Genomic DNA, 25,563 nt, shown 5'->3' with positions numbered 1-25,563 from the left:
TCCCCCGCCGGCGCGGATCCAAACCGCTCAGAAGATCGACCAGCCGGTCAGGGTGGTGAACCTGTCCAGCGCCGCGACGCCCGCGACGGAGTTGCCGCGCGGGTCGAGGCCGGGGCTCCAGACGCAGATCGCGCACCGGCCGGGGACGATCGCGACGATGCCGCCACCGACCCCGCTTTTGCCGGGAAGCCCGACGCGATAGGCGAATTCGCCCGCCGCGTCGTAGGTGCCGCAGGTCAGCATCACCGCGTTGACCCGCTTGGCCGCGCTCTGCCCGAGCAGTCGGCTGCCGTCGTTGCGCACGCCGTGCCGGGCGAGGAACACCGCCGCTCGCGCGACGTCGCCACAGTTCATCGCGATCGAGCACTGGCGCATGTACTGGTCGAGGACCGCGGGCACCGGATGCCGCATGTTCCGGTACGACGCCATGAAATACGCGAGCGCGCGATTGCGGTCGGCGTGCGCGGCCTCCGACGCGGCGACCTCGGCGTCGATTCCGATGTCCGCGCGCCCGCTTTCCTCCCGGAGGAACCGGATCAGTGTTTCCGCCGCGTCGCCGTGATGCGCCAATTCGTCGGTCACCACGAGCGCGCCGGCGTTGATGAACGGATTGCGCGGGATTCCGTCCTCGTTCTCCAGCTGGACCAGCGAGTTGAACGGGTTCCCGGACGGTTCGCGGCCCACCCGTTCCCACACCCCGTCGCCGTGGGAGAGGGCGAGCGCCAAGGTGAAGACCTTCGACATGCTCTGGATGGAGAACGGCACCTCCCAGTCGCCGACCCCGTGCAGCCCACCGTCCACTTCGGCCACCGCCATGCCGAACCGGCCGGGATCGACCCTGGCCAGGGCGGGGATGTAGTCCGCGACGGAGCCGCGGCCGATCTCCGGCGCGACGTCGTCGGCGATCCGGTCCAGCAGCGCTGCGAGGTCCACGGCCGTAGCGTAGAAGCGCCTCTTCGCGCGCGACCATCGGGGTTCGCGGGTGAATTTGTCAAATCGAAAAGGGAAATTCCCGTAAAACCGGCGGAGTGACGTCCCGCACACCTTAAGTCTTCCTTAGCAATGTTGGGTGACGTGCCGCACACGCTCTAGCGTCTGGCAACCATGGATTCCTCGCTGCTCACCGAAAAAGGTGAAAGCTACTCAAAAGCACTGGGCAACCGCCAAGTGCAGATGATCGCCATCGGCGGCGCGATCGGCGTCGGGCTGTTCCTCGGTGCCGGTGGCAAGCTCCACCAGGTCGGGCCGTCGCTGGTCCTGTCGTACGCGCTCTGCGGTATCGCCGCGTACTTCGTGATGCGCGCCCTCGGTGAGCTCGTGCTGCACGAGCCGTCCTCCGGCAGTTTCGTCACCTATGCCCGCAAGTTCATCGGGCCGTGGGCGGGTTTCGCCTCCGGCTGGATGTACTGGGTGAACTGGGCGATGACCGGCATCGCGGAGATCACCGCGGTGGCGATCTACGTGCACAAGTGGCTGCCCGACGTGCCGCAGTGGATCACCGCGCTGGTCGCCCTCGGCGTGCTGCTGGCGGTGAACCTGCTTTCGGTGAAACTGTTCGGCGAGCTGGAATTCTGGTTTTCGGTGGTCAAGGTGCTGGCCATCGTGGTCTTCCTGGTCACCGCGGCCGGGCTGGTGCTCACCAGCGCCGACATCGGCGGCACCACGGCGGGCGTGCACAACCTGACCGCCCACAACGGCTTCTTCCCGGCCGGTGTCGGCATCGCGCTGATGACCTTGCAGGCGGTCATCTTCGCCTACTCCGCGATCGAGGTCGTCGGTATCGCGGCAGGCGAGACGAAGGACGCGCGCAAGGTGCTGCCGAAGGCGATCAACGGTGTCGTCTGGCGGATCGGCGTGTTCTACGTGGGATCCGTGCTGCTGCTGGCGATGCTGCTGCCGTGGCCGTTCTACAACGGCGGCGAGAGCCCGTTCGTCACCGTGTTCAGCCGCCTCGGGATCCCGGGTATCGGTGACGTGATGAACGCGGTCGTGCTCACCGCCGCGCTGTCGAGCTGCAACTCCGGGCTCTACTCGACCGGCCGCATCCTGCGGGCGCTCGCCGACAAGGGCGAGGCACCGAAGTTCGTCGGCCGGATGAGCAGCCGTCACGTGCCCTATGGCGGCATCCTGTTCACGTCCGGTGCGTACGTGCTGGGCGTGGTGCTCAACTACCTGGTGCCGAAGGACGCCTTCGACATCGCGATCGCCATCGCCTCGCTCGGCGTGATCACCACCTGGGCGACGCTGATCTTCTGCCAGCTGCGGCTGCGTCAGGCGGCGCTGCGCGGGGAGCTGGAACGGCCGTCCTACCGGATGCCGTGGGCGCCCTACAGCGGCTGGGCGACGCTGGGCTTCCTCGCGCTGGTGGTGGTCCTGATGGGCTTCTCCGACGGTGCCGAGAAGATCGCGTTCTACTCGATCCCGGTGCTGGTCGTGGTGCTGGCGGTCGGCTGGCGGATCGTCGGGAAACGGCAACGGCAAGAGGTGCGGTGACGATCCGCGTTTCGTCCTCTGAATGCGGTTGCCGCATTAACTGCGGCTCGCCTCAACGGTTGCGCGTGAAGGCCCCTTCACGCGGCTCAGCCGAGGGAACTCGGCCTTCATGACATCCAGCACCCCCTCAAGTACGTGAAGGACCCCTTCACTGCGCTAGACGCAATGAAGGGGTCCTTCACGTACCTGACCGCATTCAGAGGACGAAACGCGGTCGTTCAGCTGGACGTCGGGAAGTTGAAGCCCGCCGCGCTGTGCGGCCACCGGGTCGTGACGACCTTCGCCCGCGTGTAGAACCGCACGCCCGCCGGGCCGTGGATCGGGCTGTCCCCGATGAGGGAGTCCTTCCACCCACCGAAGGAGTAGTACGACATCGGCACCGGGATGGGCACGTTGACCCCGATCATCCCGACCTTCACCTCCCGCTGGAACCGCCGCGCCGCCTCGCCGCTGCCGGTGAACACCGCGGTCCCGTTGCCGTATGGGTTCGCGTTGATCAGCTCGATCGCTTCATCCAGTGTGGACACCCGCACGATCCCGAGCACCGGCCCGAAGATCTCGTCGCGGTAGGCGGCCATCCCGGTGGTCACGTGGTCCAAAAGGGACGGTCCGACGAAGAATCCGTCCTCGTGCCCGGCGACCCGTAGCTCCCGCCCGTCGACGACCACGGTCGCGCCCTGCTCCGCGCCGAGGGTGACGGAGTCGATCACCCGCCGCCGCGCCGCCTCGGTGACCACCGGGCCCATGTCGTTGCCCGCCTCGTGTCCGGGCCCGACCTTGATCTCGGCGGCCTTGCGTTCGAGGATCTCGATCAGCCCGTCACCGGCGGATCCCACGGCGACGCCGATGGAGATCGCCATGCAGCGCTGCCCGGCCGAACCGAACGCGGCCGCCGTGAGATGGTTCGCGGCGTACTCCAGGTCGGCGTCGGGCAGGACGACGGCGTGGTTCTTGGCCCCGCCCAGTGCCTGCACGCGTTTGCCGGTGGCCGTCGCGCGTTCGTGGACGTACTTGGCGATCGGTGTCGACCCGACGAACGACACGGCGGAGATGCCGGGATGCTCCAGGATCGCGTCGACCGCGACCTTGTCCCCGTTGACCACGTTGAACACGCCGTCGGGAAGCCCCGCCTCGGCGTACAGTTCGGCGACCAGCCGGGACGCGGACGGGACCCGTTCGCTCGGCTTGAGGACGAACGTGTTGCCCGCCGCGATGGCGATCGGGTGCATCCACAACGGCACCATGATCGGGAAGTTGAACGGCGTGATCCCGGCGACGACGCCGAGCGGCTGCCGGAAGTCGTGCACGTCCACGTCCCGCGAGACCTGGTCGGAGAAGCCGCCTTTCAGCGCGTCGGCGATCCCGCAGGCGTACTCGACGATCTCGCGGCCGCGGACGATCTCGCCACGCGCGTCGTCGATCACCTTGCCATGCTCGGCGGAGATGATCCTGGCGAGTTCGTCCTCGTGCTTCACCAGCAGCTCGCGGAAGGCGAACATCACCTTCGTCCGCTGCGACAGCGACGAATCACCCCACGCCTCGAAGGCCTTGGCCGCGGCGGCGACCGCGGTGTCCACATCGGACGGTTCCGCGAGGAGCACCTCCGCCCGCGCCTGTCCCGCGGCCGGGTCGTACACCGGGGCCGTACGGGTGGAGCCTGCCGTGGTCGCGGCGCCGTTGATCCAGTGGTCGATGGTCTTCACGCGTTGTCCTCCACAGGTGTTCACAGCAGTCCGACGGCCGTGTCGACGGCCTTGGCGACGTCGCCGTCGTGCGGGTAGAGCAGGGACCGGCCGACCACGAGGCCCTGCACGGTCGGCAGCGCGAGCGCCCGCTGCCAGGCGGCGAACGCGGCGTCCGGATCCTTGACCTCGCCGCCCAGCAGGACCGCGGGCAAGGTCGACGCGGCCAGTACGCGCTCCATGTCCTTCACCACCGGAAGCTTCAGCCACGTGTACGCCGACGAGCGGCCGAGCGCGGAGGCGATGGTGATCGAGCGGATCACGGCGTCGGGGGAGAGGTCGTTGCGGAGGCGTCCGTCGACCCAGTCCGCGAGGAACGGCTCGACCATGGCGATCAGCTTGCGGTCGGCGAGGTCGTTGACCGCCTTCGCCGTGTTCTCGAGAACGCTCGGTGTCGCCGGGTCGGTCAGGCAGATCCTGGTGAGCGTCTTGCCGCCGTCGAAGCGCATCCGCTCGATCGTTTCGGCGTCGTAGCAGGCGAACCGGTCGTCGATCTCGAAACTCGATCCCGCGAGCCCGGTGCGGTTCATCGAGCCGATGACGGTCTTGCCGTCGAGTACGCCGAGGAGCAGCAGGTCGTCGATGATGTCCGGCGTCGCCAGCACGCCGGTGACCCCGGGGCGTTCCAGCGCGAGGCCGAGGCGGTCGAGCAGTTCGCCGCGGTCGGCCATCGCGAGCGGGTCGGAGCCGACGCCGTTGGCGCCGCGGGCCGGGTGGTCCGCGGCGATGATCATCGTGCGGCCCTTGTCGTTGAACGGCGACTTCGCGCGGACCCGGGTGGCGGCGGCCACCGCGACGGCCCCCGGATCCCGCACTCGCGCGGCGACTATCCGGCGCACTGTGTCCGACACGTTCGTACCTCCCGGCTCGCGTGATCCTTCGACCATCGCAAGCACCCGGAGACTTTGTCAAGACATATGGACATAAGGTCATAGTCGTCGAGCGCGGTAGGCTCCGCGCATGAAACCCTGGGCACCCGGCGAGATCGTGGTGGATCCGAACGGCCCGGAACCGCTGTACTCCCAGGTCGCCCGGCAGATCGGCGCCGCCATCGAAGACGGCAGGCTGCCCAACGGTGCCAGGCTGGACAACGAGCTGGATCTGGCGGCGCGGCTGCACCTGTCACGGCCGACCATCCGCCAAGCGATCCAGTCACTGGTCAATCAGGGGCTGCTCGTCCGCAAACGAGGTGTCGGCACGCAGGTCGTCCGCACCAAGGTCGCCCGGCCGCTGCGGTTGAGCAGCCTCTTCGACGACCTCAGCGAACTCGGGGACAAGCCGGAATCCGTCGTCCTCGTGAACCGCGTCGAGCCGGCGGGAGACGAGGCGATCGAGCATCTCGAGACGCCGGGCCTGACCCACGTCCGGCGGTTGAAGCGGGTGCGCTCGACCGGCGGCGAGCCGCTGGCGGTCATGAACAACTACCTGCCCGACGGCCTCATCGATCCGGCCGACGACGAACTGCGGGACAAGGGGCTCTACCAGTTACTGCGTTCGGCGGGGGTCCGTCTGCACGCCGCCCAGCAGAACGTCGGCGCGCGGCAGGCGACCGAGGAGGACGCCGAACTGCTCGACGAGAAGCCGGGTGCGGCACTGCTCACCATGCGCCGCACCACCTACGACGAGTCCGGCAAGGTCGTGGAATACGGGTGGCACGTCTACCGCGCTTCGCGGTACTCGTTCAACCTCTCACTGACCAACAACGTCTGACGGTTCGCGTTCCAGGTCGGTCTCCAGCGCCTCGTACACCGAGGGGCGGAACCGGCGCAGCCAGACCGCGAGCGCGAGCCCGGCCAGCGCGACCACCAGCAGCAGCCACGGCAGGTGCGGGACCACGCCGTTGCTCGACCCGGCGAGCGTCGGGAAGTTGAGGATCGCCAGCGTCACGATGAGCCCGAGCCCCACCGCGCCCAGCCCGGGGGCGATCAGCGTCTTCACCACCCGGCGGTCCCGTGTCCGGCGGAAATAGACCAGGATCGCCACGGCCGCGAACAACTGCAGGGTGAGGATGCCGAGGGTGCCGAAGCCGGTCATGCTCGCGGTGAGGTCGGCGACCGGGTCGAGCCCGGCGAGCCGGAACGCCAGCGCCACCAGCGAACCGAAGGCTAGCTGGACGATCGAGGCGTAACGCGGGGCGCCGTTGCTCGGGCTGGTCTTGCCGAGCAGCCGCGGCAGTACGCCGACCCGGCCCAGCGCGTACAGATAGCGGGTGGCCGAATTGTGCAGCGCCAGCAGCGCCGCGAACAGGCTGACCACCAGGAGCAGCAACATCAGCTTGGTCAACGGGCCGCCGAGGTACTCCTGGGCGACCGAGAGCACGAGATCCCCGCTCGACAGATGTGCGGCGGCCACGTCCTGCGCCTGCTCGGCGCCGATCGCGCTGACCACGGCCCAGGTCGTGAACGCGGCGAACACCCCGATGAACCCGATGGCGATGTAGGTCGCGCGCGGGATCGTCCGCTTGGGATCCTTGGCCTCCTCGCCGAACAGAGCCGTCGCCTCGAAGCCGATGAAAGCGTTGGCGGCGAACAACAACGCGAGTCCGCCCGCTCCCTGGAACATCACGGACGGGCTGAACGCGGCGAACGAGAAGCCGTGCCGGAACAGCACGCTGAAGTCCATGATCAGCAGAATCGACACTTCGAGGATCAGCGAGACACCCAGTACCTTGGCGCTGACCGCGATCCCGCGACGGCTGAGCAGGAGGACCAGCGCGACCGAAAGCGCGCTCCAGAACAGCCAATCGAGTTTCAGGCCGAAGACGTCGTCGATCGCCGTGGAGGTGAAGAACCCGCTCGTACCGATCGCTCCGGCGACGAAACAGTTGTAGCCGAGCATCGCGATGAAACCGGCGACGAGACCCGGTGTCCTGCCCAATCCCTTGACCACGAAGGCGTAGAAGCCACCCGCGCTCGTGAGGACCCGCGACATCTGCGCGTACCCGACCGCGAACAGCAGCAGGACGACCGTCGCCAGCAGGAACGCCGCGACCATGCCGCCGCCGTTGCCGACCGCGATGCCGATGGCCGCGATCACGATCATCCCGGTCAGCGGCGCGACCGCGGCGAGCACGAGGAAAACGATGCCCGGTACGCCCAGGACGTTCTTGGCGAGCGACGTGTCGTCACGGCTCATTCGGTGCTCCTCGTCTCGGCTGGACGGCCAGTATGGGAGCGGAGGCGGGCTCGGGCTTTGCCTTTGCGCGCGCGGCGCTTGTTCGGCAGCGCCCGGTCTTTCGGGTCACGCTCCCAGCGCGCGATTTGGTTGTTTGCGCGATCTCGCGCGGGGGTCGTGAGTGATTTGGGTTGTTCTAACCCTCATTGCCACTCACGACCTCGCGCGGTCGTCACTCACGACCGCGGTCCGGGAAAGGAAGGCCATCCGTGCGGCTTGTCCAGGATCTCGATCGTCGCCTGGTCGACCAGGAAATACTGGCCGCCGTCTTCACGCGGATTCGTGTAGGCGGCAGTCGCGATCAGACGGCCGAAGTCGGCCAGCACCGCGATGGGATAGCCACCGTCGAAGATCTCACCGTGCGCCGCCGTCGCGACGGTCCCGGATTCGTACCAGGTGACGAAATACTGCGCCGGGCCGGTTTCGAAGACACGCAGTGTCGATTCCTTCTGTCGGACACCGGCGAAGTCGCCGGACACGCCGGTCCAGATCATCGTCGTCCGGTCCGCGTAATGCTGCTCCAGCACGTTTCCCGAGCCGTAGTGGAAGTTCGCGCGGAGCCCGACGAGGTCGGTGCTGAGCCGATGGGTCCCGGTCACGGGGAAGAAGCGGACGTCGAGTTGCACGGGCTGAACCTCCGGATCGCTGGTATCCGCAGGTTTAGCAGCCCGTCGCACATCGATCGTTGTCCGGCGAAGCGATCCTGTTGTCGATGAACGCGAGGATCAGTCGAACATGCCGGGCTGGTAGTCGCCCGCCGGTGTCCGGGCGATGACGTTGAGCCGGTTGTACGCGTTGATCGCGGCGATCAACGCGATCAACGCGCCGATCTGCTCGTCGTCGTAGTGCTTGCGCACCTGCGCCCAGGTGTCGTCGCTGACGCCGTGGTGCGCGTCGGCGATCCGGGTGCCCTCCTCGGTGAGCGCGAGGGCCGCGCGCTCGGGCTCGGTGAACACGTTCGCCTCCCGCCAGGCGGCGACCAGGTTGAGCCGGACCGAGGTCTCACCGGCGTGCGCGGCGTCCTTGCTGTGCATGTCGGTGCAGAAACCGCAGCCGTTGATCTGGCTGGCGCGCAGCTTCACCAGTTCCTGGGTCGCGTGCGGCAGCGAAGACTCCTCGATCGGGCGGTTCGCGGCGCCGAGACGCTTGACGTACTTGAGGACGACTTCGTTCTCGAACAGGTTGACGCGCGGTTCCATGATCTTTCCTCTCGGTCGATTGCTGCCTACATGACGAGCCGGGCGGAGCGGTTGTGACAGCTTTCGGAGTGACGCCGGTCACGCATGTCGAGGCCGCGGCCATCACGCACATCCGAACGCATCAAATGCGTGAAAGTGCGCTAACAGAGCATTGACGTTGCACAAAACTGCACCTAACGTGACAGCTATTGCGCACAACTGGCACGGATGGGGAGTTCATGAGCGGGACCTTCATGGCGGCGGAGATCGCGAGCCAGCCCGGCCGCTGGCGGGACGCGGCGGCGCTGGCCTCGGCGAACAGTGAGCTGCTGCCGCCGCCGGGCGCGCGGGTCGCGATCGTCGGCTGCGGCACTTCGTGGTTCATCGGCCAGGCGTACGCCGTCCTTCGCGAGTCCGCCGGGCTCGGCGAGACTGACGCCTTCGCCGCGTCGGAGTTCCCGGAGGGGCGCGGATACGACCACGTCGTGGCGCTGACCAGGTCGGGCACCACGACCGAGGTCCACGCCCTGCTGGCGAAGCTGCGGGGCAGGACGCCGACCATCGCGATCACCGGCGTGCCCCGCGAGATCGAGGCCGCCGCGGACACGATCGTCGACCTGTCCGTCGTCGACGAACGCTCGGTCGTGCAGACCCGCTTCGCCACGACGGCGCTGGCGATGCTGCGCGCGCACCTCGGCGAGGATCTGACCGCGGTCGCCGACCAGGCCGAGCGCGTGCTCGCCGAACCGTTGCCCGACGAACTCATCGGTGCCGAGCAGTTCAGCTTCCTCGGCACCGGCTGGTCCGTCGGCATCGCGAACGAGGCCGCGCTCAAGTTCCGCGAGGCGTGCCTGCTGTGGACCGAGTCGTACCCGGCGTGGGACTACCGCCACGGGCCGATCAGCATCAGTGAACCCGGCCGGGTGACCTGGATGTTCGGGAAGGCGCCGGAGGGGCTGGCCGAAGACGTCGCCCGCGCGGGTGGGCTGTTCGTCGAAAGCGGCCTGGACCCGCTGGCGGACCTGGTCCGCGCGCAGCGTGTCGCCGGGGCGATCGCCGCCCGCAAGGGGCTCGACCCCGACAACCCCCGCAGCCTCACGCGTTCCGTCGTCCTGACCTGAGAACATCATGATCGTCACCGTCACGCCGAACACCGCGCTGGACGTCACGTACACAGTGGACGGTCTCCGGCCCGGTGACGTGCACCGGGTGCGGGAGGTGCGGCACCGGGCGGGCGGCAAGGGCGTCAACGTCGCCCGCGTACTGCACACGCTCGGGGCCGACGTCCGTGCGCTCTTCACGGCGGGCGGTGCGACGGGCGCCGCCGTCGTGGGTGATCTCGCGGCGGCGGGCATCCCGGCCACCGCCGTTCCGATCGGCGGCGAGACCCGGCGCACCATCACGGTTCTCGCGGACGACGGATCGGTCACGTTGCTGAACGAGCCCGGGCCACGGCTCGCCGGAAACGAGTGGCAAGCGTTTGCGACGGCCGTCCAGGCCCGCAAGCCGGACGTACTCGTCTGCTCGGGCAGCCTTCCTCCGGGTTCCGGGGGATACGCCGGGCTGTTCGGCGGCGCACCGTCCATCTTGGACACTTCCGGCGAGGCGCTGCTCGCCGGGCTGGCCGGGAAGCCGTCCGTCGTCAAGCCGAACGCCGACGAACTGCGCGAGGTCACCGGCCTCCGGGATCCGGTGGCCGCCGCGGCCGAACTGCGCAAGGCCGGGGCCGGCGCGGTCGTCGTCTCGCTGGGTGCCGAAGGGCTGCTGGCGGTGACCGGCTCCGGCGCCTGGCACGCGGCACCGTCCACTGTGCTCAGTGGCAACACGACCGGCGCGGGTGACGCCGTCGTCGCCGCGCTGGCACTGGGGCTGAGCCGTGCCGAATCCTGGCCGGACATCCTGCGCCGCGCCGTCGCGTTGTCCGGGGCGGCCGTGCTCGGCCCGCTCGCCGGGGACGTCGACCTCGAGCACTACCGAGCCGAACAGGGGCTGGTCGCCGTGCGCGCCCGCCCGGACTAGGAGAACAGTCATGCCTCTGGTGGGAACCGGGGAGATCGTCGGTGCCGCCGCGGCGGCCCGGCACGGCTGCGGCGCGTTCAACGCGATCCAGCTCGAACACCTCACCGCGATCATCGACGGCGCCGCCGCGGCGGAAGCACCGGTGATCGTGCAGCTGAGCCAGAACGCCGTGAAGTACCACGGCTCACTGGCGCCGGTCGGTGCCGCGGCCCTCGCAGCGGCCAGAGAAGCCGCCACGCCGGTCGCGGTACATCTCGACCACGCGGAATCGGCCGATCTGGTCCGCGAGGCGGTCGCACTCGGCTTTGGCTCCGTCATGTTCGACGCGTCCAAACTGGACTACACCGACAACGTGCGCGCCACACGGGAAGTCGCCGCGTACTGCCACGACCACGGCGTATGGGTGGAGGCCGAACTCGGCGAGGTCGGGGGCAAGGACGGCGTCCACGCGCCCGGAGCGCGCACCGATCCCGATGAGGCGGCGCAGTTCGTCGCGTCCACCGGTGTCGACGCGCTGGCGGTGGCGGTCGGCAGTTCGCATGCCATGCTCACCCGTGACGCCGCGCTGGACTTCGAGCTGATCGCGCGGCTGCGGGAGACAGTGCCGGTGCCGTTGGTGCTGCACGGATCGTCCGGCGTGCCCGACGACGGGCTGGCCGAAGCCGTACGAGCCGGGATGACGAAGATCAATATCGCCACCCAGCTCAACAAGGTGTTCACCGCGGCCGTGGCGGAGGACTGGCGCGCGCATCCTGAGCGCGTCGACCCGCGAAAGTACCTCGGTGCCGGGCGCGCCGCGGTCGCCGTCGAGGTGCGGCGGCTGCTGGGAGTGCTCAAGCTTGATCATGTTGAACCGGTCAAGGTGACGATTGAGCAGACTTTGCGCGATTGAGTGTTGACATGTGCGTGAAACCTCACAAAACTGCGCAAGAACAAGCAGAACTTGTGTGATCTTCGATCCAGGTGGTGGCGGATGCGGGTAGGCAGGCTCACGGCATTGACGGCAGGGGCGGCGCTCCTGCTCGCGGGATGCGGCGGCGGGGACACGGCTGGTGGCACCGGCGAGAACGCCCTCCCGGGCGTCGATCAGTTCCTCAACGCGCCCTGTCCGGAGGCGGGGGTGAAACCCGTGACGGACAAGGAATTCACGTACTGGTCCATGTGGACGGCCGACGAGCCGCAGGGCAAGGTCCTCCAGAAGGCCTTCAAATGCTTCCAGGAGAAGACCGGCGTCAAGGTCGACGTGCAGTGGCTGGGCCGCAAGGCCTACACACAGAACCTGGTGCCCGCGCTGAACACCGACGCCGTGCCGGACCTGTTCGACCAGGACGTCAGCAAGGTCGGCGCGGCGGTCATGACGCCGGGCGGCACGCAGAGCGTCGACGACGTGTTCGCGATGAAGGTCGGCGAGGGCGACAAGACCGTCAAGGACGTGCTTTCGCCCAGCTCGTACGACTTCCCGCAGAACAAGGACCGCGAGGGCCACAACTTCATGGTCCCGTACACGATCCAGTCGAGCGCCTGGTGGTTCAACAAGGACACCGCCGGCGACATCCAGCAGCCGAAGACGATGGACGAGCTGATCGGCCTGTTCGACAAGGCGAAGGCCGACGGCAAGGCCGCGATCAGCCTCGACGGCGACATCCCGTTCTACAACATGTACTTCTACACCCAGCTCGCCGAGCGCTACGTCGGCGCGGGCGGGCTGTACAAGGCCGCGACCGACAAGACCGGCCAGGCGTGGAAGACCGACCCCGGTTTCCTCAAGGCCGCCACCGAAACCGCGAAGCTGCCCAAGTACTTCATCGACGGCTGGGACGCGGCGAAGTTCCCGCAGGTGCAGCAGCGCTGGGCCGACGGTGACTCCCGGTTCCTCTACGTCGGCAGCTGGGCGCCGAGCGAGACCCGCGAGTACCTGGACAAGCAGGGCGCCGGGACGAAGATCAACTACGGCTCGTTCCAGTTCCCGATGCCCGAGGGCGCCACACACGACACCGTCGAGCAGATGTCGATCGGGTTCTCGGTGACCAAGAAGGCCAAGCACGCCGAGGCGGCCAAGGCGTTCATCGCCTACTTCCTCAACAAGGACCTGCTCGCCGGGATCCCCGTGGTGGCCGACAACCTCGTGCCGCGCGCGGACCTCGCCGTGCCGGACGACCTGAAGCAGGTCAAGGCCGCGCTGGACGACCCGAAGAAGGAGCACGTCCTGCAGTACGACGGGATCGACGGTATCGCCGGCGGCAAATGGCAGACCGACGTCTTCGACCCCGCCGACATCGCGCTGCTGAAGGGCCAGATCACCCCGCAGCAGTTCGTGGACCAGCTCGCCACCAAGGGCGCCGAATTCTGGAAGAACCAGGGCTGATGACGGTCACGACACCGCCGGCGCGGGCCGTGAAGGCCGGGGCGCACCTGAGTCGCAAGAAACGGCTGTTCTGGCCGTTCGCCGCGCCGGCGCTGGTGCTGTACCTGGCCTTCCTGGTCCTGCCGACGATCGCGACCGTCGTGCTGAGCTTCACCAGCTGGGCCGGGGCGGGGGACACGCCGGAACCCAACGGCGTCACCAACTACACGCAGATGTGGGCGAGCGACTCGTTCCAGTACGCCTTTCGCAACACGCTGATCTACGTGTTCCTCGGCGGGATCGGCACGTTCGCGCTGGCGTTCCTGTTCACCATGGTGCTGAGGGACATGAAGGGCGGCAAGATCGTCCGCGCCATCCTGTTCTTCCCGAACATCGTGGCGCCGGTGGCGCTCGGCATGTTCCTCGGCTTCGTCTTCAAGTACCAGCCGGGGAAACAGGGGCTGGCGAACTACGTGCTGGAAAGTCTCGGCGCGGACGCGGCGAAGTTCCTCGCACCGTCCAATGTGACCGGTGTGGTGACGGCTTCGCTGATCTGGGCCAGCTCGGGTTTCTACATCACCATCCTGATGGCCGCGGTCGACCGCATCCCGCCGTACCTCTACGAGGACGCGGAGCTGGGTGGGGCGTCGCCGTGGCAGAAGTTCAAGAACATCACGCTGCCGATGACCTGGGACGTCGTCGGCGTCGCGGGGGTGCTGTGGACGATCAACGCGCTCAAGATCTTCGAGCTGGTGTTCGTGCTGGCCGGGCCGGGCACCTACGCCCCGCCCAACGAGGCGTGGACGCTGGGGATCTACGTGTTCGACCGGACCTTCGGCTCGAACGGCACCCCGGACTTCGGTGCCGCCTGTGCCTGCGCGGTGGCGATGATCGTGCTGGTGTCCGTGCTCGTCGTCCTGCTCCGCCGGCTGATGCGCCGTGACGCGATCCAGTTCTGAGGGAGATCCCATGTCCGTCACCGACGTCGAGGCGCCCGCGCGGCGAGCGGCGAAACCGGTGCGCAAGCCGCCACGCAAACCACGTCCGGCACCCGGCGCGAAACGGTTCAGCCCGTTGCGCGTCCTGGGTTCCACGATCGTGTGGCTGTTCACCGCAGGTAACATCCTGGTGCTGTACTGGCTGCTCACGGCGTCGTTCAAGACACCGGTGGAGATCTTCACCAGGCCGTTCGACCTGCCGTACCAGTGGTTCAAGGTCGGCAAGCCGTTCCGGAACTTCATCTACGCCTGGAACAACGCCGGTTTCGGCGAGGCCGTGCTGACCACGGTGGTCCTGGTCGGGCTGGCGACGGTCGTCACGGTCGCCGTCTCGGCGCCCTGCGCGTACGCCCTGACCCGGCTCGGCGTCCGCGGCGCGGGACCGATGACGAACGTCGTCGCGATCGGCATGGGCGTGCCGTTCCAGACCGTGATCATCCCGCTGTTCGTGGTGCTCAGCAAAGTGCACCTGGACAACGAATACGGCCTGTTCGTGCTGTACGTGGCGCTGTCGATCCCGTTCACGGTGTTCCTGATGACCGGGTTCTTCCGGTCGCTGCCCGACGAACTGGAGGAGGCGGCCGCGCTCGACGGCGCGTCGCCGATGCGCACGTTCTTCTCGGTCATGTTGCCGCTCACTCGGGGCGGCATGATCACCGCGCTGACGTTGAACGCCATCGGGCTGTGGAACGAGACGCTGCTGGCGATCGTGTTCCTCAAGGACCAGGCGCATTTCACGCTGTCGCGCGCGCTCTTCACCTTCTACGGGGCCGCGAGCTATCAGTCGGAGTACGGCGGACTGATCGCCGGTGTGGCGATCGTGGTGCTCCCGATGCTCGTGCTCTACCTCGTGCTCGCCCGCCGGATCATCACCGGCCTGACCCTCGGCGCCGGAAAGTAGGACCTGATGGCCACCGTGACCTTCTCCGACACCACCCGGTTCTACGCCGGGGTGGACCGTCCCGCGGTCGACGGCCTCGACCTCGAGGTCGCCGACGGCGAGTTCCTGGTGCTGGTCGGCCCGTCCGGCTGCGGGAAGTCGACCACGCTGCGGATGCTCGCCGGGCTGGAAGGCGTCGACGACGGCTCCATCCACATCGGCGACCGCGACGTCACCGAACTGCCGCCGAAGGACCGGGACATCGCCATGGTGTTCCAGAACTACGCGCTCTACCCGCATATGACGGTGGGGGAGAACATCGGCTTCCACCTGAAGCTGGCCAAGATGCCCAAGGCCGAACGCGACCGCAAGGTGCGCGAGGCCGCGGCCGTGCTCGACCTGACCGAGTACCTGGACCGCAAACCCGCGAAGCTGTCCGGTGGTCAGCGGCAGCGGGTCGCGATGGGGCGGGCGATCGTGCGCGAGCCCAGTGTGTTCCTGATGGACGAGCCACTGTCCAACTTGGACGCCAAACTCCGCGTGCAGACACGCACCCAGATCGCGTCACTGCAGCGGCGGCTGGGCATCACCACGCTCTACGTCACGCACGACCAGGTCGAGGCGATGACCATGGGAGACCGGGTCGCCGTACTGAAGGACGGGATCCTCCAGCAATGCGACACACCGGTCGGGTTGTTCGCCAAGCCGGTCAACGTGTTCGTCGCCGGGTTCATCGGCTCGCCCGCGATGAACCTGCTGGAGACCACTGTGGACAGTGATGGGGCCGTCGCCGGTGGGACGCGGCTTCCGCTGACCCCGGCGCAACGTTCGGCACTGACCGGGCCCGGTATCGTCGTCGGCGTCCGGCCCGAGGGCTGGACGATCGGCGACGGCGGTTTCGAGGCCATCGTCGAGGTCGTCGAGGAACTGGGCAGCGACCAGTACCTCTACTGCCGTGACGGTGACCGCGTGCTGACGGTCCGCACCCCGGGGATGGCCCCGTGGCAGCGCGGCGAGCCGATCTCCCTCACCCCGCAACCGGGTGCGGTGCACCTGTTCGACGCCGCGACCGGTGACAGGCTCCCGGACGCATGACCAGCCTGTACCGCGCCGGGCTGGTGCTCCCGGCCGCCGAACTGGGCCCGGAGAACCCGTTGCCGCCACTCCGGAAACCGGAGGCGGTGGCCAAGGTGTCCAATGTGGACGAGCTGCCACCCGACCTGGCGGAGAACGTCGGCTACGGCCGCCTGGACACCACGCTGCCGTGTCTCCTGCAGGACGGCTACACGCGCGAACGTGCCGAACGCGAGCTCCCGGCGGTGGTGCTGGAGAACGACAAGCTCCGGGCCACCGTGCTGCCGTCGGTGGGCGGGCGGCTGTACTCGCTGGTCCACAAGCCGTCCGGGCGTGAGCTGCTCTACCGCAACCCCGTGTTCCAGCCCGCGAACCTCGCGCTGAGGGACGCGTGGTTCGCCGGTGGTGTCGAGTGGAACCTCGGCAGCACCGGGCATACGACGCTGACCTGCGAGCCGATGTTCGCCGCTGAGATCGAGGGGCCGGACGGCACGCCGGTGCTGCGCCTGTGGGAGTGGGAACGCACCCGCGACCTGCCTTACCAGGTCGACTTCTGGCTGCCGGAAGGGGCGGAGCACCTGCTCGTGGCCGTGCGGGTGCGGAACCCGCATCCCTACGACGTCCCGGTGTACTGGTGGTCGAACATCGCGGTGCCGCAGAACGAAGGCACCCGCGTGCTGGCGCCCGCGACGCAGGCTTGGCACTACGGCTATTCGGGACGGCTCGACCTGGTCGACGTACCCGGCGAGCTGACGTATCCGGCTCGCGCGGAGGCCGCGGCGGACTACTTCTTCGAAGTGACCGGGCGACCGTGGGTCGCGGCCGTGGAGCAGGACGGGACGGGGCTCGCTCAGCTGTCCACCGGCCGGTTGCGCGGCCGGAAACTGTTCCTGTGGGGCGAATCCACGGGCGGCCGTCGCTGGCAGGAGTGGCTGGCCCCGGGCGCCGGTGGCTATCTGGAGATCCAGGCCGGGCTGGCCCGCACCCAGTTGGAGCACCTGCGCTTGCCGCCGGGGGAGAGCTGGGACTGGCTGGAGGCATACGGCCCCGTCGCCGCCGATCCTGTCGCGGTGCACGGCGAAGACTGGACGGCGGCTCGCGAAGCCGTCGCCGCCGGTCTGCCGTCGGCGGAGACCATGGACGGGTTCCACGACGCGTGGCGGAAGATCGCCGACGTCACCCCGGAATCCTTCCTGGCCACCGGTTCCGGCTGGGGTGCCCTGGAGAACCGGCGGGCGCCGATGTGTCTCCCGGGCACGCCGTTCCCGGACGAATCACTCGGGCCGGACCAGGAGCCGTGGCTCGCGTTGCTCGAAGGGACGCCGCCGGACGGCGATCCGCTCGCCGTCCCGCCGGCGACGCTGGTGAACCGGTACTGGGCGGATCTCATGGAGTACGCCCCGAAGAACTGGCTGACCTGGTACCACCGCGGCGTCGCGCACTGGGCGGCCGGACGGCAGTCGGACGCGGTCCGCGCCTGGCGCGAGTCCGTGTCGGCGGCCGAGAACCCTTGGGCCCTGCGGAATCTCGCGATCGCGACGGCCGGGCACGAGGCCGCCTGGCTGTACCGGCGGGCGGTCACCCTCGCGCCGTCACTGCGTCCACTGGTCGTCGAGGCCATCGCGGCGCAACTGGCCGCCGGGCTTCCGGACGAAGCGAGTGTGCTGCTGGAGGGGCTGCCCGTGGAAGGGCGGATCGCCCTCCTGACCGCCAGGACCCGGCTCGCCCTCGGCGACACCGCCGGGGCCAAGGCCGTGTACGACAGCGGTTTCGAGGTCGCGAACATCAGGGAAGGGGAAACGTCTTTGTCCGACACCTGGGCGGCGGTTTCCGACGAACCGCTGCCGGAACAGCACGACTTCCGGATGAAGTGACCGGCCGGGCCACTCGACCGGCGTGCCGCTCGCGGCGGACAGCCGCGATGCAGCATACTGCTCGAAACAGTGGCCAACAGCGCACCGGTATGCGCGATAGGCCGCAGCGAGCTAGGAGTGGCGCCGATGGCCCGGCACGAACGGCTGAGCACCCTGCTGGACCTGCTGGGGCAGCGGGAGAAGATCGACGTCGAGGACGTGGCGGAGGAACTGAACGTTTCCGCCGCCACGATCCGGCGCGACCTCGATCATCTGGCGGAGCAGCAGTTGCTCACCCGCACCCGAGGTGGCGCGGTGGCCAACGACCTCGCCTACGACCTGCCGTTGCGCTACAAGACCGCGCGGCACGTGCCCGAGAAGCAGCGGATCAGTGTCGCCGCGGCGGCGCTCGTCGCGCAGGGCATGGTGGTCGGCCTCAACGGCGGGACGACGACGGCCGGGGTCGCGCGCTCGCTGGCCACCCGGTCCGATCTGGCCGGACGCGGTGATTCGCCGGGGCTGACCGTGGTCACCAACGCGCTGAACATCGCGCACGAACTCGCGGTCCGGCCGCATGTGAAGATCGTGGTCACCGGCGGGGTCGCGCGTCCGCAGTCGTTCGAGCTCAGTGGGCCGCTGGCCACGCGCGTGCTCAGCGAACTGACGATCGACCTGCTGTTCCTCGGGGTCGACGCGTTCGACGCCGACGCCGGCGCCTTCGCCCACCACGAGGGTGAGGCGAGTATCAACCGGCTGATGGTCGAGCGCGCGGAACGCGTCGTCGCGGTCGCCGACGGTTCGAAGCTGGGCCGCCGGGCGTTCGCGCGGATCTGCGCGACGCCGCAGGTGCACGCGCTGGTCACCGATTCGAACGCCGATCCGAAGGTGCTGCGGGCCTTCGAGGCCGCGGGCGTCGAGGTCCAGGCGGTCTGACCTCTCCGGTCCCGAGTGTCATGAAAGGGTCGTTCAGGACAAAAGATGTCCTGAACGACCCTTTCATGACATCCAGGGCACGAACACCCGTTGCCGCATAAGGATCTTCGGCCGACCCGACGAAAGTCGGCAGCACCGCTTCGGCGGATGACTTTGCGCGAACCGTGCGCTATACAGAGACTCTATTGCGTATTCATGCGCGAAAGGTGTCTCGAATGAGCAGAGTTGCGCAATCCTTGAGTTGTTTGGCCGCAGTGGCCCTTCTCGGGCTTTCCCCGGTCGCCGCCCACGCCGACCCGACCGCGGCGGCGGCAGGCAAGCTGGGCGATCTGACCGGCATCTCCGCCGAAGGCCCCACGGTGACGCTGAAATCGGGAAGCGCCGCGGTGCGTGTCGGCTTCCCGGCAGAAGGCGCCGTCAGGGTCTGGCTAGCGCCGGACGGCACGTTCACCGATCCGGCCGGGAGCAAGATCGTGCTGCCGCGCACCGGCGCCCCGGTGACCCCCAAGACGGCCGACAAGGGTGACTACTGGGCGGTTTCCACGGCCAAGGCGACGTTGCGGGCGTACAAGCATCCACTGCGCCTCGCTTTGTACGACGGCGCGGATCGCAAGCGGCTCTGGGAGGAGTCGGCGCCGCTGTCCTGGACCGACAAACAGACCACGCAGACCCTGGCGCGGACGGCGACCGAGCAGTTCGTCGGCGGCGGTGAGCAGAACGGCCGCTTCAGCCACCGCGACCAGACGATCCGGATCTTCGCCGACTACAACTGGAACGACGGCGGAGCCCCGAATTCGCAGCCGTTCTACGCTTCCACGGCGGGATACGGCGTGCTGCGCAACACCTTCGCGCAAGGCACCTACGCCTTCACCGAACCGGTGCGCACGACCCACGACGAGCGCCGCTTCGACGCGACGTACGTCGTCGGCGACGGGCTCAAGGACGTCATCACCGGCTACACCGATCTGGTCGGGAAGCCATTCCTGCCACCGCTCTACGGCCTCGAACACGGTGACGCCGACTGCTACCTGCACAACGCCAACCGCGGCGAGCGCCACACGCTGGACGCGGTGAAGATCGCGGAGGGCTACACCGAACACGGGATGCCCAACGGCTGGATGCTCGTCAACGACGGCTACGGCTGTGGCTACGAAAACCTCCAGCAGACCGGCGAAGGCCTGCGCAAGAACAACATGCAGCTGGGCCTCTGGACCGAAAACGGCGTGCCGAACCAGGTCGAAGAGGTCAAGGCCGGGGTCCGCGTCCGCAAACTCGACGTCGCGTGGGTCGGCCCGGGCTACCAGTTCGCGCTGGACGCCTGCGACACCGCGCACAAGGGCATCGAGGACAACAGCGACGCGCGAGGCTTCGTCTGGACGCCGGTCAGCTGGGCGGGCGCGCAGCGTTGCGGCGTGCTGTGGAGCGGTGACCAGGCCGGTTCCTACGACTACATCAAGTGGCAGATCCCGACCTACGCCGGCGCCACGACGTCGGGGATCGCGTACAACACCGGCGACATCGACGGCATCTTCGGCGGCAGCCCGCAGACCTACGTCCGAGACCTGCAGTGGAAGGCCTTCCTGCCGGTCTCGATGACGATGGACGGCTGGGCCGCGTCGGACAAGCAGCCGTGGCGGTACGGCGAGCCGTACACCTCGATCAACCGCAAGTATCTGCTGCTCAAGGAGCGGCTGCTGCCCTACACCTACAGTCACTCGGTGGAGGCGCACAAGTCCGGCGTCGGCCAGGTCCGCCCGCTGGCGCTCGAATACCCCGACGACCCCAACGTGTGGGGTGAGAAGGCGAAGTACGAGTTCCTGTCCGGCAAGGACTTCCTCGTCGCGCCGGTGTACGAGAACTCCACCGTCCGCAACGGCATCTACCTGCCGAAGGGCACCTGGGTCGACTACTGGAGCGGCAAGAACTACACCGGTCCGACCACTGTGGACGGTTACGACGCGCCGCTCGACACGTTGCCGTTGTTCGTCCGCGCCGGTGCCGTGGTGCCGATGTGGGCCGAGGGTACGAAGTCGTGGCAGACGCGGGACAAGGGCGTGCTCGACCTCGACGTCTACCCGCAGGGCAAGGGTTCGTTCACGCTCACCGAGGACGACGGCGTGACCAGGGCGTACAAGAACGGTGACCAGGCGAAGCAGACGTTCACCGTGGACGCGCCGACGTCCGGGCTCGGTACGGTGACGGTCGGGATCGGTGCGAGCTCCGGTTCCTACGCCGGGAAACCCGCGGCGCGGAACTACCAGCTGACCGTCCACACGGGAAGCAAGCCCGCGACCGTACTGGCCGGGACTTCGATCCTGCGGCAGTACGGCAGCAAGGCCGAACTGGACGCGGCGCCGTCGGGCTGGTGGTTCGATCCGGCCACCGGCGGGGTCGCGCGGGTCAAGACCGGCAAGATCGGCGCCGGTGACCGTCAGGACGTCCGGCTGTTCGGCACGAGCGCCGTCGGCGGGATCTTCCCCGAGGACCGCAACGGCTCGGTCACCCTGTCCGTCCCGGCGGTCGCCGGTCCCGGACAGGCCGCGACGGGCACGCTGAGCTTCACCAACGGCACGCCGCTGCCGGTCCGGGACGTCTCGTTCTCCTTGCCGGCCAACGGCTTCCGTGCCGAGGTGCCCGCCGGCCCGCGGCTGGTGATGCCCGGCGCGACCGTGCGTGTCCCGGTCAAGGTGACGCCGGACGCGGGCATCAAACCGGATGACTACCAGCTCACCGCGTCGGCGTCGTACAAAGCGCGGCTCGGGGAGAACCGGGTCACCGACTCGGTGACGGTCACCGTGCCGCACGGTTCGCTGGCCGCGGCCTACGGCAACGTCGGCGTCACCGACGCGGCCCACGTCGCGGTGGGGGACCTCGATGGTGGCGGCAGCAGTTTCCGGGCGGAAGGCCTAGCCGAGGTGGGGCTCAAGCCGGGTGCGGGCTTCTCGGCGCTCGGTGCACAGCTGACGTGGCCGCAGACCGGTTCCGGGCAGAAGGACAACGTCCTCGCGTCCGGCCAGACCATCGCGGTGCGCGGTACCGGGGCGAAGCTCGTGCTGGCCGGAACCGGTACCGGTACGGCGAAGGGGACGGTCGTCGTCCGCTATGCCGACGGCAGCACGAGTCAGGCCGAACTCGGCTTCCCCAACTGGTGCTGCGCCGATCCCGCCCAGTACGGCGCGACCACGGTGGCGACCGTGCTGGGCAAGCACACCCGGGCCGGGGTCGCGTATCCGACCACGCCGTACCGGGTGTTCGCGAACTCCGTCCCGCTGACCGCGGGTAAGGAGGTCGTCGCGGTCACCTTGCCGTCGAACAGCGCGATGCACGTGTTCGCGGCGGGCATCGGCTGAAGCCTCGTGAGTGGCAAGGACGGTTAGAACCGTCCTTGCCACTCACGAGTCAGGCGGCCACGGGAGTCCACAAGGCGTCGATGGCGCGTTCCGCCTCGGCCTGGCTCTCGTCGGCCAGCGGGATGAGGTCCGCCATCGCCGGGTTGGTCTTCGCCATGGTCAGCTCGGCGGTGACGAACCGCGGCTCGAGGCCGGTCAGCGAGAGACCGTGGGGGATCCAGGACTGCGCGTGATCCCAGCCCTCGCGTGGCGTGCCCGCGCCGTATCCGCCGCCGCGTGCGGCGAGGACGATGAAATCGCGCCCGCCCAGGAGGCCTTCCCTGGTCTCCATGTCGATCGACAGCCCGGGCGCGATCAGATGGTCGACCCAGGCCTTGACCGTGCTCGGCGGGCCGAAGTTGTACAGCGGCAGGCCCAGCACGATCGTGTCGGCCGCCTTCACCTCGTCGACGAGCTCCTTGATCAGCCGCCAGGCGGCTGCCTGCTCCGGGGTGTGCTGTTCCGGCGGGACCGTCCTGGCGACGTTGGTGACCGCGTCCAGATGCGGCAGCGGGTCGGCGCCCAAGTCGCGATAGGTGACGGTGCCTTCCGGATTGGCCGCACGCCAGGCCGCGGCCGCCCGCGCGGTGAGGCGGCGGCTGGTGGAGTGCTCGCCCGTGATGCTGGAGTCGATGTGCAGCAGGTTCGTCATGCGTACTATCTTGCATAGATAGTTTGTGTAACGCAAACCATTGATGCTGTGGCGGTCATCATGTGGGAACGTACACTTGACGAGTGTCCGAACTCCCGGTCGTGAACCAGCCCCCGCATCGCTGCGGTGCGCTGCTCGACCACGTCACCCGCCGCATCCGGCTGCGCAGCGAGTCGGTCCTGGCCCCGCTCGGCCTGCGCCCCCGGCATCTCGTCGCGCTGACCGTGCTGCGCGACCTCGGCGGCTGTTCGCAGCAGGACCTCGCGAAGACGCTGGAGATGGACAGCACGAACGTCGTCGGGCTGCTCAACGACCTCGAATCCGCGAACCTCATCGAACGCAGGCGATCACCCGCGGACCGGCGCCGCCACATCGTCGAACTGACCGACGTCGGCCTGAAGCAACTCGTCAAGGCCGAGTTCGCCCTCGCCGCGGTCGAAGACGAGGTGCTCGGCGCGCTCGACAAGGATCAGCGCGAGACGCTGTACACCCTGCTGTACCAGGCGGCGGGCCATGCCGAGCCCGCCGCCTGCGTCGAATCCGCGCATATCGACGACTGCTAGCCGCCGAACAGGTCGTGAAGCTGTTCCGTTGCTTCGGCGCCGTACATGACACTCCCGACCGGAACCTCGCTGCCCACCGCCTCGATCACCCGTGCCGTCCAAACGGGACCGAACGCGCCGCACAGCTCGATCAGCTGCGCCCCTTCGCCGACCAGTCGCCGGGCCGCGGCGACGACCTGCTCCACGCGGCCGACCCCGATCAGCACCGTCAGGCAGTTCCCACTGTCCACACGGGACACGTCCCGCGTCGGGTCGCAGCCGTCGGCCAAATACACGAAACCCCACTGTCTCATGACGATTCTCCTTCGTTCCCGGACACCGTGAGGTAATCGCGAACCGAGGGGCGCCGTCCACGAGGCGGATCCGAACGGCCGTCCGGCGTCACCGAACAGGAGAGGTCGAACGGCCGGCGTGGAAATCCGTTGTGGGCGCCGTCATACCAGCGCCGCGATCCGATCGGAGGACTCGTGCGCCGGATCCCACACGAGCGCGTGCCGGACGACAGGCGCCTCCCGCAGCGGCAGCCGTCGCAGTCCTTCGGCAGGTTCCTCCTCGGGGCGCAAGGCGACGACGTCGCCGCCGTACCGCAATTCGCCGACGAACAGCGACCGCCGGGGTGGCCCGGACCGCACGTGAGCAGGCCGCCAGCCCGCGGCCGCGCAGTCCGCGAGCAGCGCGTCGTGATACCCGGGGGCCAGCTTCCGTTCGTACAGAAGGAGGTCCAGTCCGGCGAGGTCCTCCCAGCCGACGGTGTCCAGCCGGGCCAGCGGGTGCGTGTCCGCGACGAGCACACCCAGCGGCCGCTCGCTCACGACGACCACCCGCAGGCCGTCCACGTCCTCCGGCAGGGCGAGCAGACCGGCGTCGAGCGCGCCGCGGCGGAGGAGTTCGAGCTGCCGTGCCGCGGAGAGGTCGTCGATCTCCACCCCTTCCGCGTGAAGGGCGGGAAGCACGTTCGCCGGCGCGCCCGGTGTCAAGCCGACGCGGAGCGGCCTGCCCACGGTGTCGCGGACGGCCCGCGCGCCGAGATCGGCCTCCTCCAGCATCCGGCGGGCGTGGGGGAGCAGCGCCAGCGCGGCGGCGGTGGGTGTCATCCCCGCTTGGGTGCGGACGAACAGTGTCGCGTCAAGTTCCCGCTCCAGCGCGATGATCTGCTGGCTGAGCGACGACGCCCGGATGCCGAGGCGTTCCGCGGCGCGGGTGAGATGGCCTTCCTCCACCACGGCACACAGATAGCGAAGACGTCGTAACTCCACAGCCGCACAGTAGCCCTGGACCGGGCAGAATCGACGGGGTGAGTGAATGGCGCAACACCACGCACGACTGGGCCGGTTCCGTGGACCTCGACCACCTGGCGCGTATCCGCCGGAACCCCGGGGAGTTCGCCCCCGGCGGGGTCGCGCACCTCGTCCTCGAAGTGCTCGCCTATGCGGCCGAGGAGGCCGAAAGCACCGGCGGCGGGCGTGCCGTCGTCACGGTCCATTCCGACGGTTCGGTCTCCGTGGCGGACGACGGGCGGGGCACCACAACCCGCGCCGACGGACACGGCGGGTTCGTGAAGAAGCCGGTCATGTCGACCAAGGATCTGCGTTTCTTCGATTCCCCCGAGCCAGAAAAGCTGCCGGACGGTCATCCGCGCCGCGGTGTCCCGGTCACCGAACTGTCGCCGATCGCCGACGACGGGACGACCGGCACGACGGTTGCCGGAGGTCGACGGCTGAACGTGGAGGTCGTCCGATGAGAAAGCGCCTGACAGCGGCGGCTTCGGTCCTGGTCCTGCTCACCGGCTGCTCCGCCGGGCAGGAACCGCCGTCCGCCAAACCCGTCTACGACCTCCCAGCGCGAGAGGTCCGCCCGGACGAGACCGCGCTGCACCTACCACCCGCGCTCAACGGGGAGACCGAGTTCTCCCTCATCGGGCTGGCCGCCGGGCTGCCCAGTCTCACCGGCAGCCACACCGAGTTCGAGGCGAAGGGAGGGTTCGTCCGCCTCCGGCTGGTGGTCACGGGCAAGGGCGTGTCCGGCATCCTCTTCGACACCCGGCGCCAGCAGCTGGTCACCGATTCCGGCGCGGTGATCGCGGTCGACAACCAGGCGATGACGATCAAACGGCAGCCGGACAAGTTCGAGCTGGGGCGCGGTGTGCGGGTCGAGTTCGACCTCTACTTCGACCTGCCCAAGGAGGCGAAACCCGTGGTGCTGCGGGCTTTCGGCGGTCCGACGCTGACCGACATGAAGAACCTCACCGGAACCGACATCAAGCTGGCATGA

Annotated in this window: 24 protein-coding genes; 15 read left to right on the top strand and 9 right to left on the bottom strand. The window is 68.6% G+C overall.

All coding sequences use genetic code 11. The features are described 5' to 3' along the window. Positions 1-27: 27 nt before the first annotated feature. Positions 28-933: a glutaminase gene (locus tag AORI_RS66975; protein ID WP_016335521.1), complete on the bottom strand. Its 906-nt coding sequence runs from the start codon at positions 931-933 to the stop codon at positions 28-30. Between the two features lie 171 nt (positions 934-1,104). Here AORI_RS66975 and AORI_RS66970 point away from each other — a divergent pair, with 171 nt between their 5' ends. Continuing rightward, the gene (locus tag AORI_RS66970) at positions 1,105-2,493 is read left to right on the top strand and encodes an amino acid permease (protein WP_016335520.1); all 1,389 of its coding nucleotides are present in this window, start codon (positions 1,105-1,107) and stop codon (positions 2,491-2,493) included. 218 nt (positions 2,494-2,711) lie between these two features. Here the strand turns inward: AORI_RS66970 and AORI_RS66965 are convergent, their stop codons facing one another. Then, positions 2,712-4,196 carry a CoA-acylating methylmalonate-semialdehyde dehydrogenase gene (locus tag AORI_RS66965; RefSeq protein WP_016335519.1) on the bottom strand — a complete coding sequence of 495 codons (1,485 nt, stop codon included), beginning with the start codon at positions 4,194-4,196 and terminating at the stop codon, positions 2,712-2,714. A gap of 20 nt (positions 4,197-4,216) precedes the next feature. Then, positions 4,217-5,086, bottom strand: a complete 870-nt coding sequence (locus AORI_RS66960; RefSeq protein WP_043848982.1) for a Cgl0159 family (beta/alpha)8-fold protein — start codon at positions 5,084-5,086, stop codon at positions 4,217-4,219. A gap of 109 nt (positions 5,087-5,195) precedes the next feature. Here AORI_RS66960 and AORI_RS66955 point away from each other — a divergent pair, with 109 nt between their 5' ends. Beyond that, the gene (locus AORI_RS66955; protein WP_016335517.1) at positions 5,196-5,945 is read left to right on the top strand and encodes a GntR family transcriptional regulator; all 750 of its coding nucleotides are present in this window, start codon (positions 5,196-5,198) and stop codon (positions 5,943-5,945) included. Here AORI_RS66955 and AORI_RS66950 read toward each other — a convergent pair. From AORI_RS66950 to AORI_RS66940, 3 genes are all read right to left on the bottom strand, one after another. Then, positions 5,925-7,370, bottom strand: coding sequence for an APC family permease (locus tag AORI_RS66950; RefSeq protein WP_016335516.1), 1,446 nt, complete (start codon positions 7,368-7,370; stop codon positions 5,925-5,927). The two genes, AORI_RS66955 and AORI_RS66950, sit on opposite strands and share 21 nt — an antisense overlap. Positions 7,371-7,585: 215 nt before the next feature. Next, a complete protein-coding gene (locus AORI_RS66945) occupies positions 7,586-8,035 on the bottom strand; it encodes a MoaF C-terminal domain-containing protein (protein ID WP_016335515.1) in 450 nt (149 codons plus the stop codon). Positions 8,036-8,134: 99 nt separating this feature from the next. Further along, on the bottom strand, positions 8,135-8,608 hold the full coding sequence (locus tag AORI_RS66940) for a carboxymuconolactone decarboxylase family protein (RefSeq protein WP_016335514.1): 474 nt from the start codon (positions 8,606-8,608) through the stop codon (positions 8,135-8,137). A gap of 218 nt (positions 8,609-8,826) precedes the next feature. Between AORI_RS66940 and AORI_RS66935 the strand changes: the two genes are divergently transcribed. The 10 genes from AORI_RS66935 (at position 8,827) to AORI_RS66890 (ending at position 22,038) form a co-directional block, all read left to right on the top strand. Then, a complete protein-coding gene (locus tag AORI_RS66935) occupies positions 8,827-9,708 on the top strand; it encodes an SIS domain-containing protein (RefSeq protein ID WP_016335513.1) in 882 nt (293 codons plus the stop codon). Positions 9,709-9,715: 7 nt separating this feature from the next. After that, positions 9,716-10,606: a 1-phosphofructokinase family hexose kinase gene (locus AORI_RS66930; protein WP_016335512.1), complete on the top strand. Its 891-nt coding sequence runs from the start codon at positions 9,716-9,718 to the stop codon at positions 10,604-10,606. 10 nt (positions 10,607-10,616) lie between these two features. Next, positions 10,617-11,498, top strand: a complete 882-nt coding sequence (locus tag AORI_RS66925) for a class II fructose-bisphosphate aldolase (RefSeq protein WP_016335511.1) — start codon at positions 10,617-10,619, stop codon at positions 11,496-11,498. Between the two features lie 81 nt (positions 11,499-11,579). Then, positions 11,580-12,971, top strand: coding sequence for an ABC transporter substrate-binding protein (locus AORI_RS66920; RefSeq protein WP_016335510.1), 1,392 nt, complete (start codon positions 11,580-11,582; stop codon positions 12,969-12,971). Then, positions 12,971-13,909, top strand: a complete 939-nt coding sequence (locus AORI_RS66915; protein WP_016335509.1) for a carbohydrate ABC transporter permease — start codon at positions 12,971-12,973, stop codon at positions 13,907-13,909. Before AORI_RS66920 ends, AORI_RS66915 begins: the two co-directional genes overlap by 1 nt. 10 nt (positions 13,910-13,919) lie before the next feature. Then, entirely contained in the window at positions 13,920-14,849 is a 930-nt protein-coding gene (locus AORI_RS66910) for a carbohydrate ABC transporter permease (RefSeq protein WP_016335508.1), read from the top strand. A 6-nt stretch (positions 14,850-14,855) separates the two neighbouring features. Beyond that, the gene (locus tag AORI_RS66905) at positions 14,856-15,923 is read left to right on the top strand and encodes an ABC transporter ATP-binding protein (protein WP_016335507.1); all 1,068 of its coding nucleotides are present in this window, start codon (positions 14,856-14,858) and stop codon (positions 15,921-15,923) included. Next, the gene (locus AORI_RS66900; protein WP_016335506.1) at positions 15,920-17,776 is read left to right on the top strand and encodes a DUF5107 domain-containing protein; all 1,857 of its coding nucleotides are present in this window, start codon (positions 15,920-15,922) and stop codon (positions 17,774-17,776) included. The genes AORI_RS66905 and AORI_RS66900 overlap by 4 nt, the downstream gene beginning before the upstream one ends. A 126-nt stretch (positions 17,777-17,902) precedes the next feature. Further along, positions 17,903-18,688 (top strand): DeoR/GlpR family DNA-binding transcription regulator, encoded by a 786-nt coding sequence (locus tag AORI_RS66895; RefSeq protein ID WP_016335505.1) that lies wholly within the window; start codon positions 17,903-17,905, stop codon positions 18,686-18,688. Between the two features lie 254 nt (positions 18,689-18,942). Next, entirely contained in the window at positions 18,943-22,038 is a 3,096-nt protein-coding gene (locus tag AORI_RS66890) for a TIM-barrel domain-containing protein (protein ID WP_016335504.1), read from the top strand. A 49-nt stretch (positions 22,039-22,087) separates the two neighbouring features. Here the strand turns inward: AORI_RS66890 and AORI_RS66885 are convergent, their stop codons facing one another. Next, a complete protein-coding gene (locus tag AORI_RS66885) occupies positions 22,088-22,729 on the bottom strand; it encodes an FMN-dependent NADH-azoreductase (protein ID WP_016335503.1) in 642 nt (213 codons plus the stop codon). 83 nt (positions 22,730-22,812) lie between these two features. Between AORI_RS66885 and AORI_RS66880 the strand changes: the two genes are divergently transcribed. Beyond that, the gene (locus tag AORI_RS66880) at positions 22,813-23,292 is read left to right on the top strand and encodes a MarR family winged helix-turn-helix transcriptional regulator (protein WP_016335502.1); all 480 of its coding nucleotides are present in this window, start codon (positions 22,813-22,815) and stop codon (positions 23,290-23,292) included. Here AORI_RS66880 and AORI_RS66875 read toward each other — a convergent pair. Both AORI_RS66875 and AORI_RS66870 read right to left on the bottom strand, forming a co-directional pair. After that, entirely contained in the window at positions 23,289-23,585 is a 297-nt protein-coding gene (locus AORI_RS66875; RefSeq protein ID WP_016335501.1) for a DUF6506 family protein, read from the bottom strand. The two genes, AORI_RS66880 and AORI_RS66875, sit on opposite strands and share 4 nt — an antisense overlap. A gap of 141 nt (positions 23,586-23,726) precedes the next feature. After that, on the bottom strand, positions 23,727-24,548 hold the full coding sequence (locus AORI_RS66870) for a LysR family transcriptional regulator (RefSeq protein ID WP_081809707.1): 822 nt from the start codon (positions 24,546-24,548) through the stop codon (positions 23,727-23,729). 38 nt (positions 24,549-24,586) lie between these two features. Between AORI_RS66870 and AORI_RS66865 the strand changes: the two genes are divergently transcribed. Together AORI_RS66865 and AORI_RS66860 are read left to right on the top strand one after the other, a co-directional pair. Then, positions 24,587-25,033: a hypothetical protein gene (locus AORI_RS66865; protein ID WP_016335499.1), complete on the top strand. Its 447-nt coding sequence runs from the start codon at positions 24,587-24,589 to the stop codon at positions 25,031-25,033. Then, complete coding sequence (locus AORI_RS66860; protein ID WP_016335498.1) at positions 25,030-25,563, top strand: hypothetical protein; 534 nt, start codon at positions 25,030-25,032, stop codon at positions 25,561-25,563. Before AORI_RS66865 ends, AORI_RS66860 begins: the two co-directional genes overlap by 4 nt.

Source organism: Amycolatopsis keratiniphila, assembly GCF_000400635.2.
GTDB lineage: Bacteria > Actinomycetota > Actinomycetes > Mycobacteriales > Pseudonocardiaceae > Amycolatopsis > Amycolatopsis keratiniphila.
This window is presented reverse-complemented; position numbering and strand designations above follow the sequence as displayed.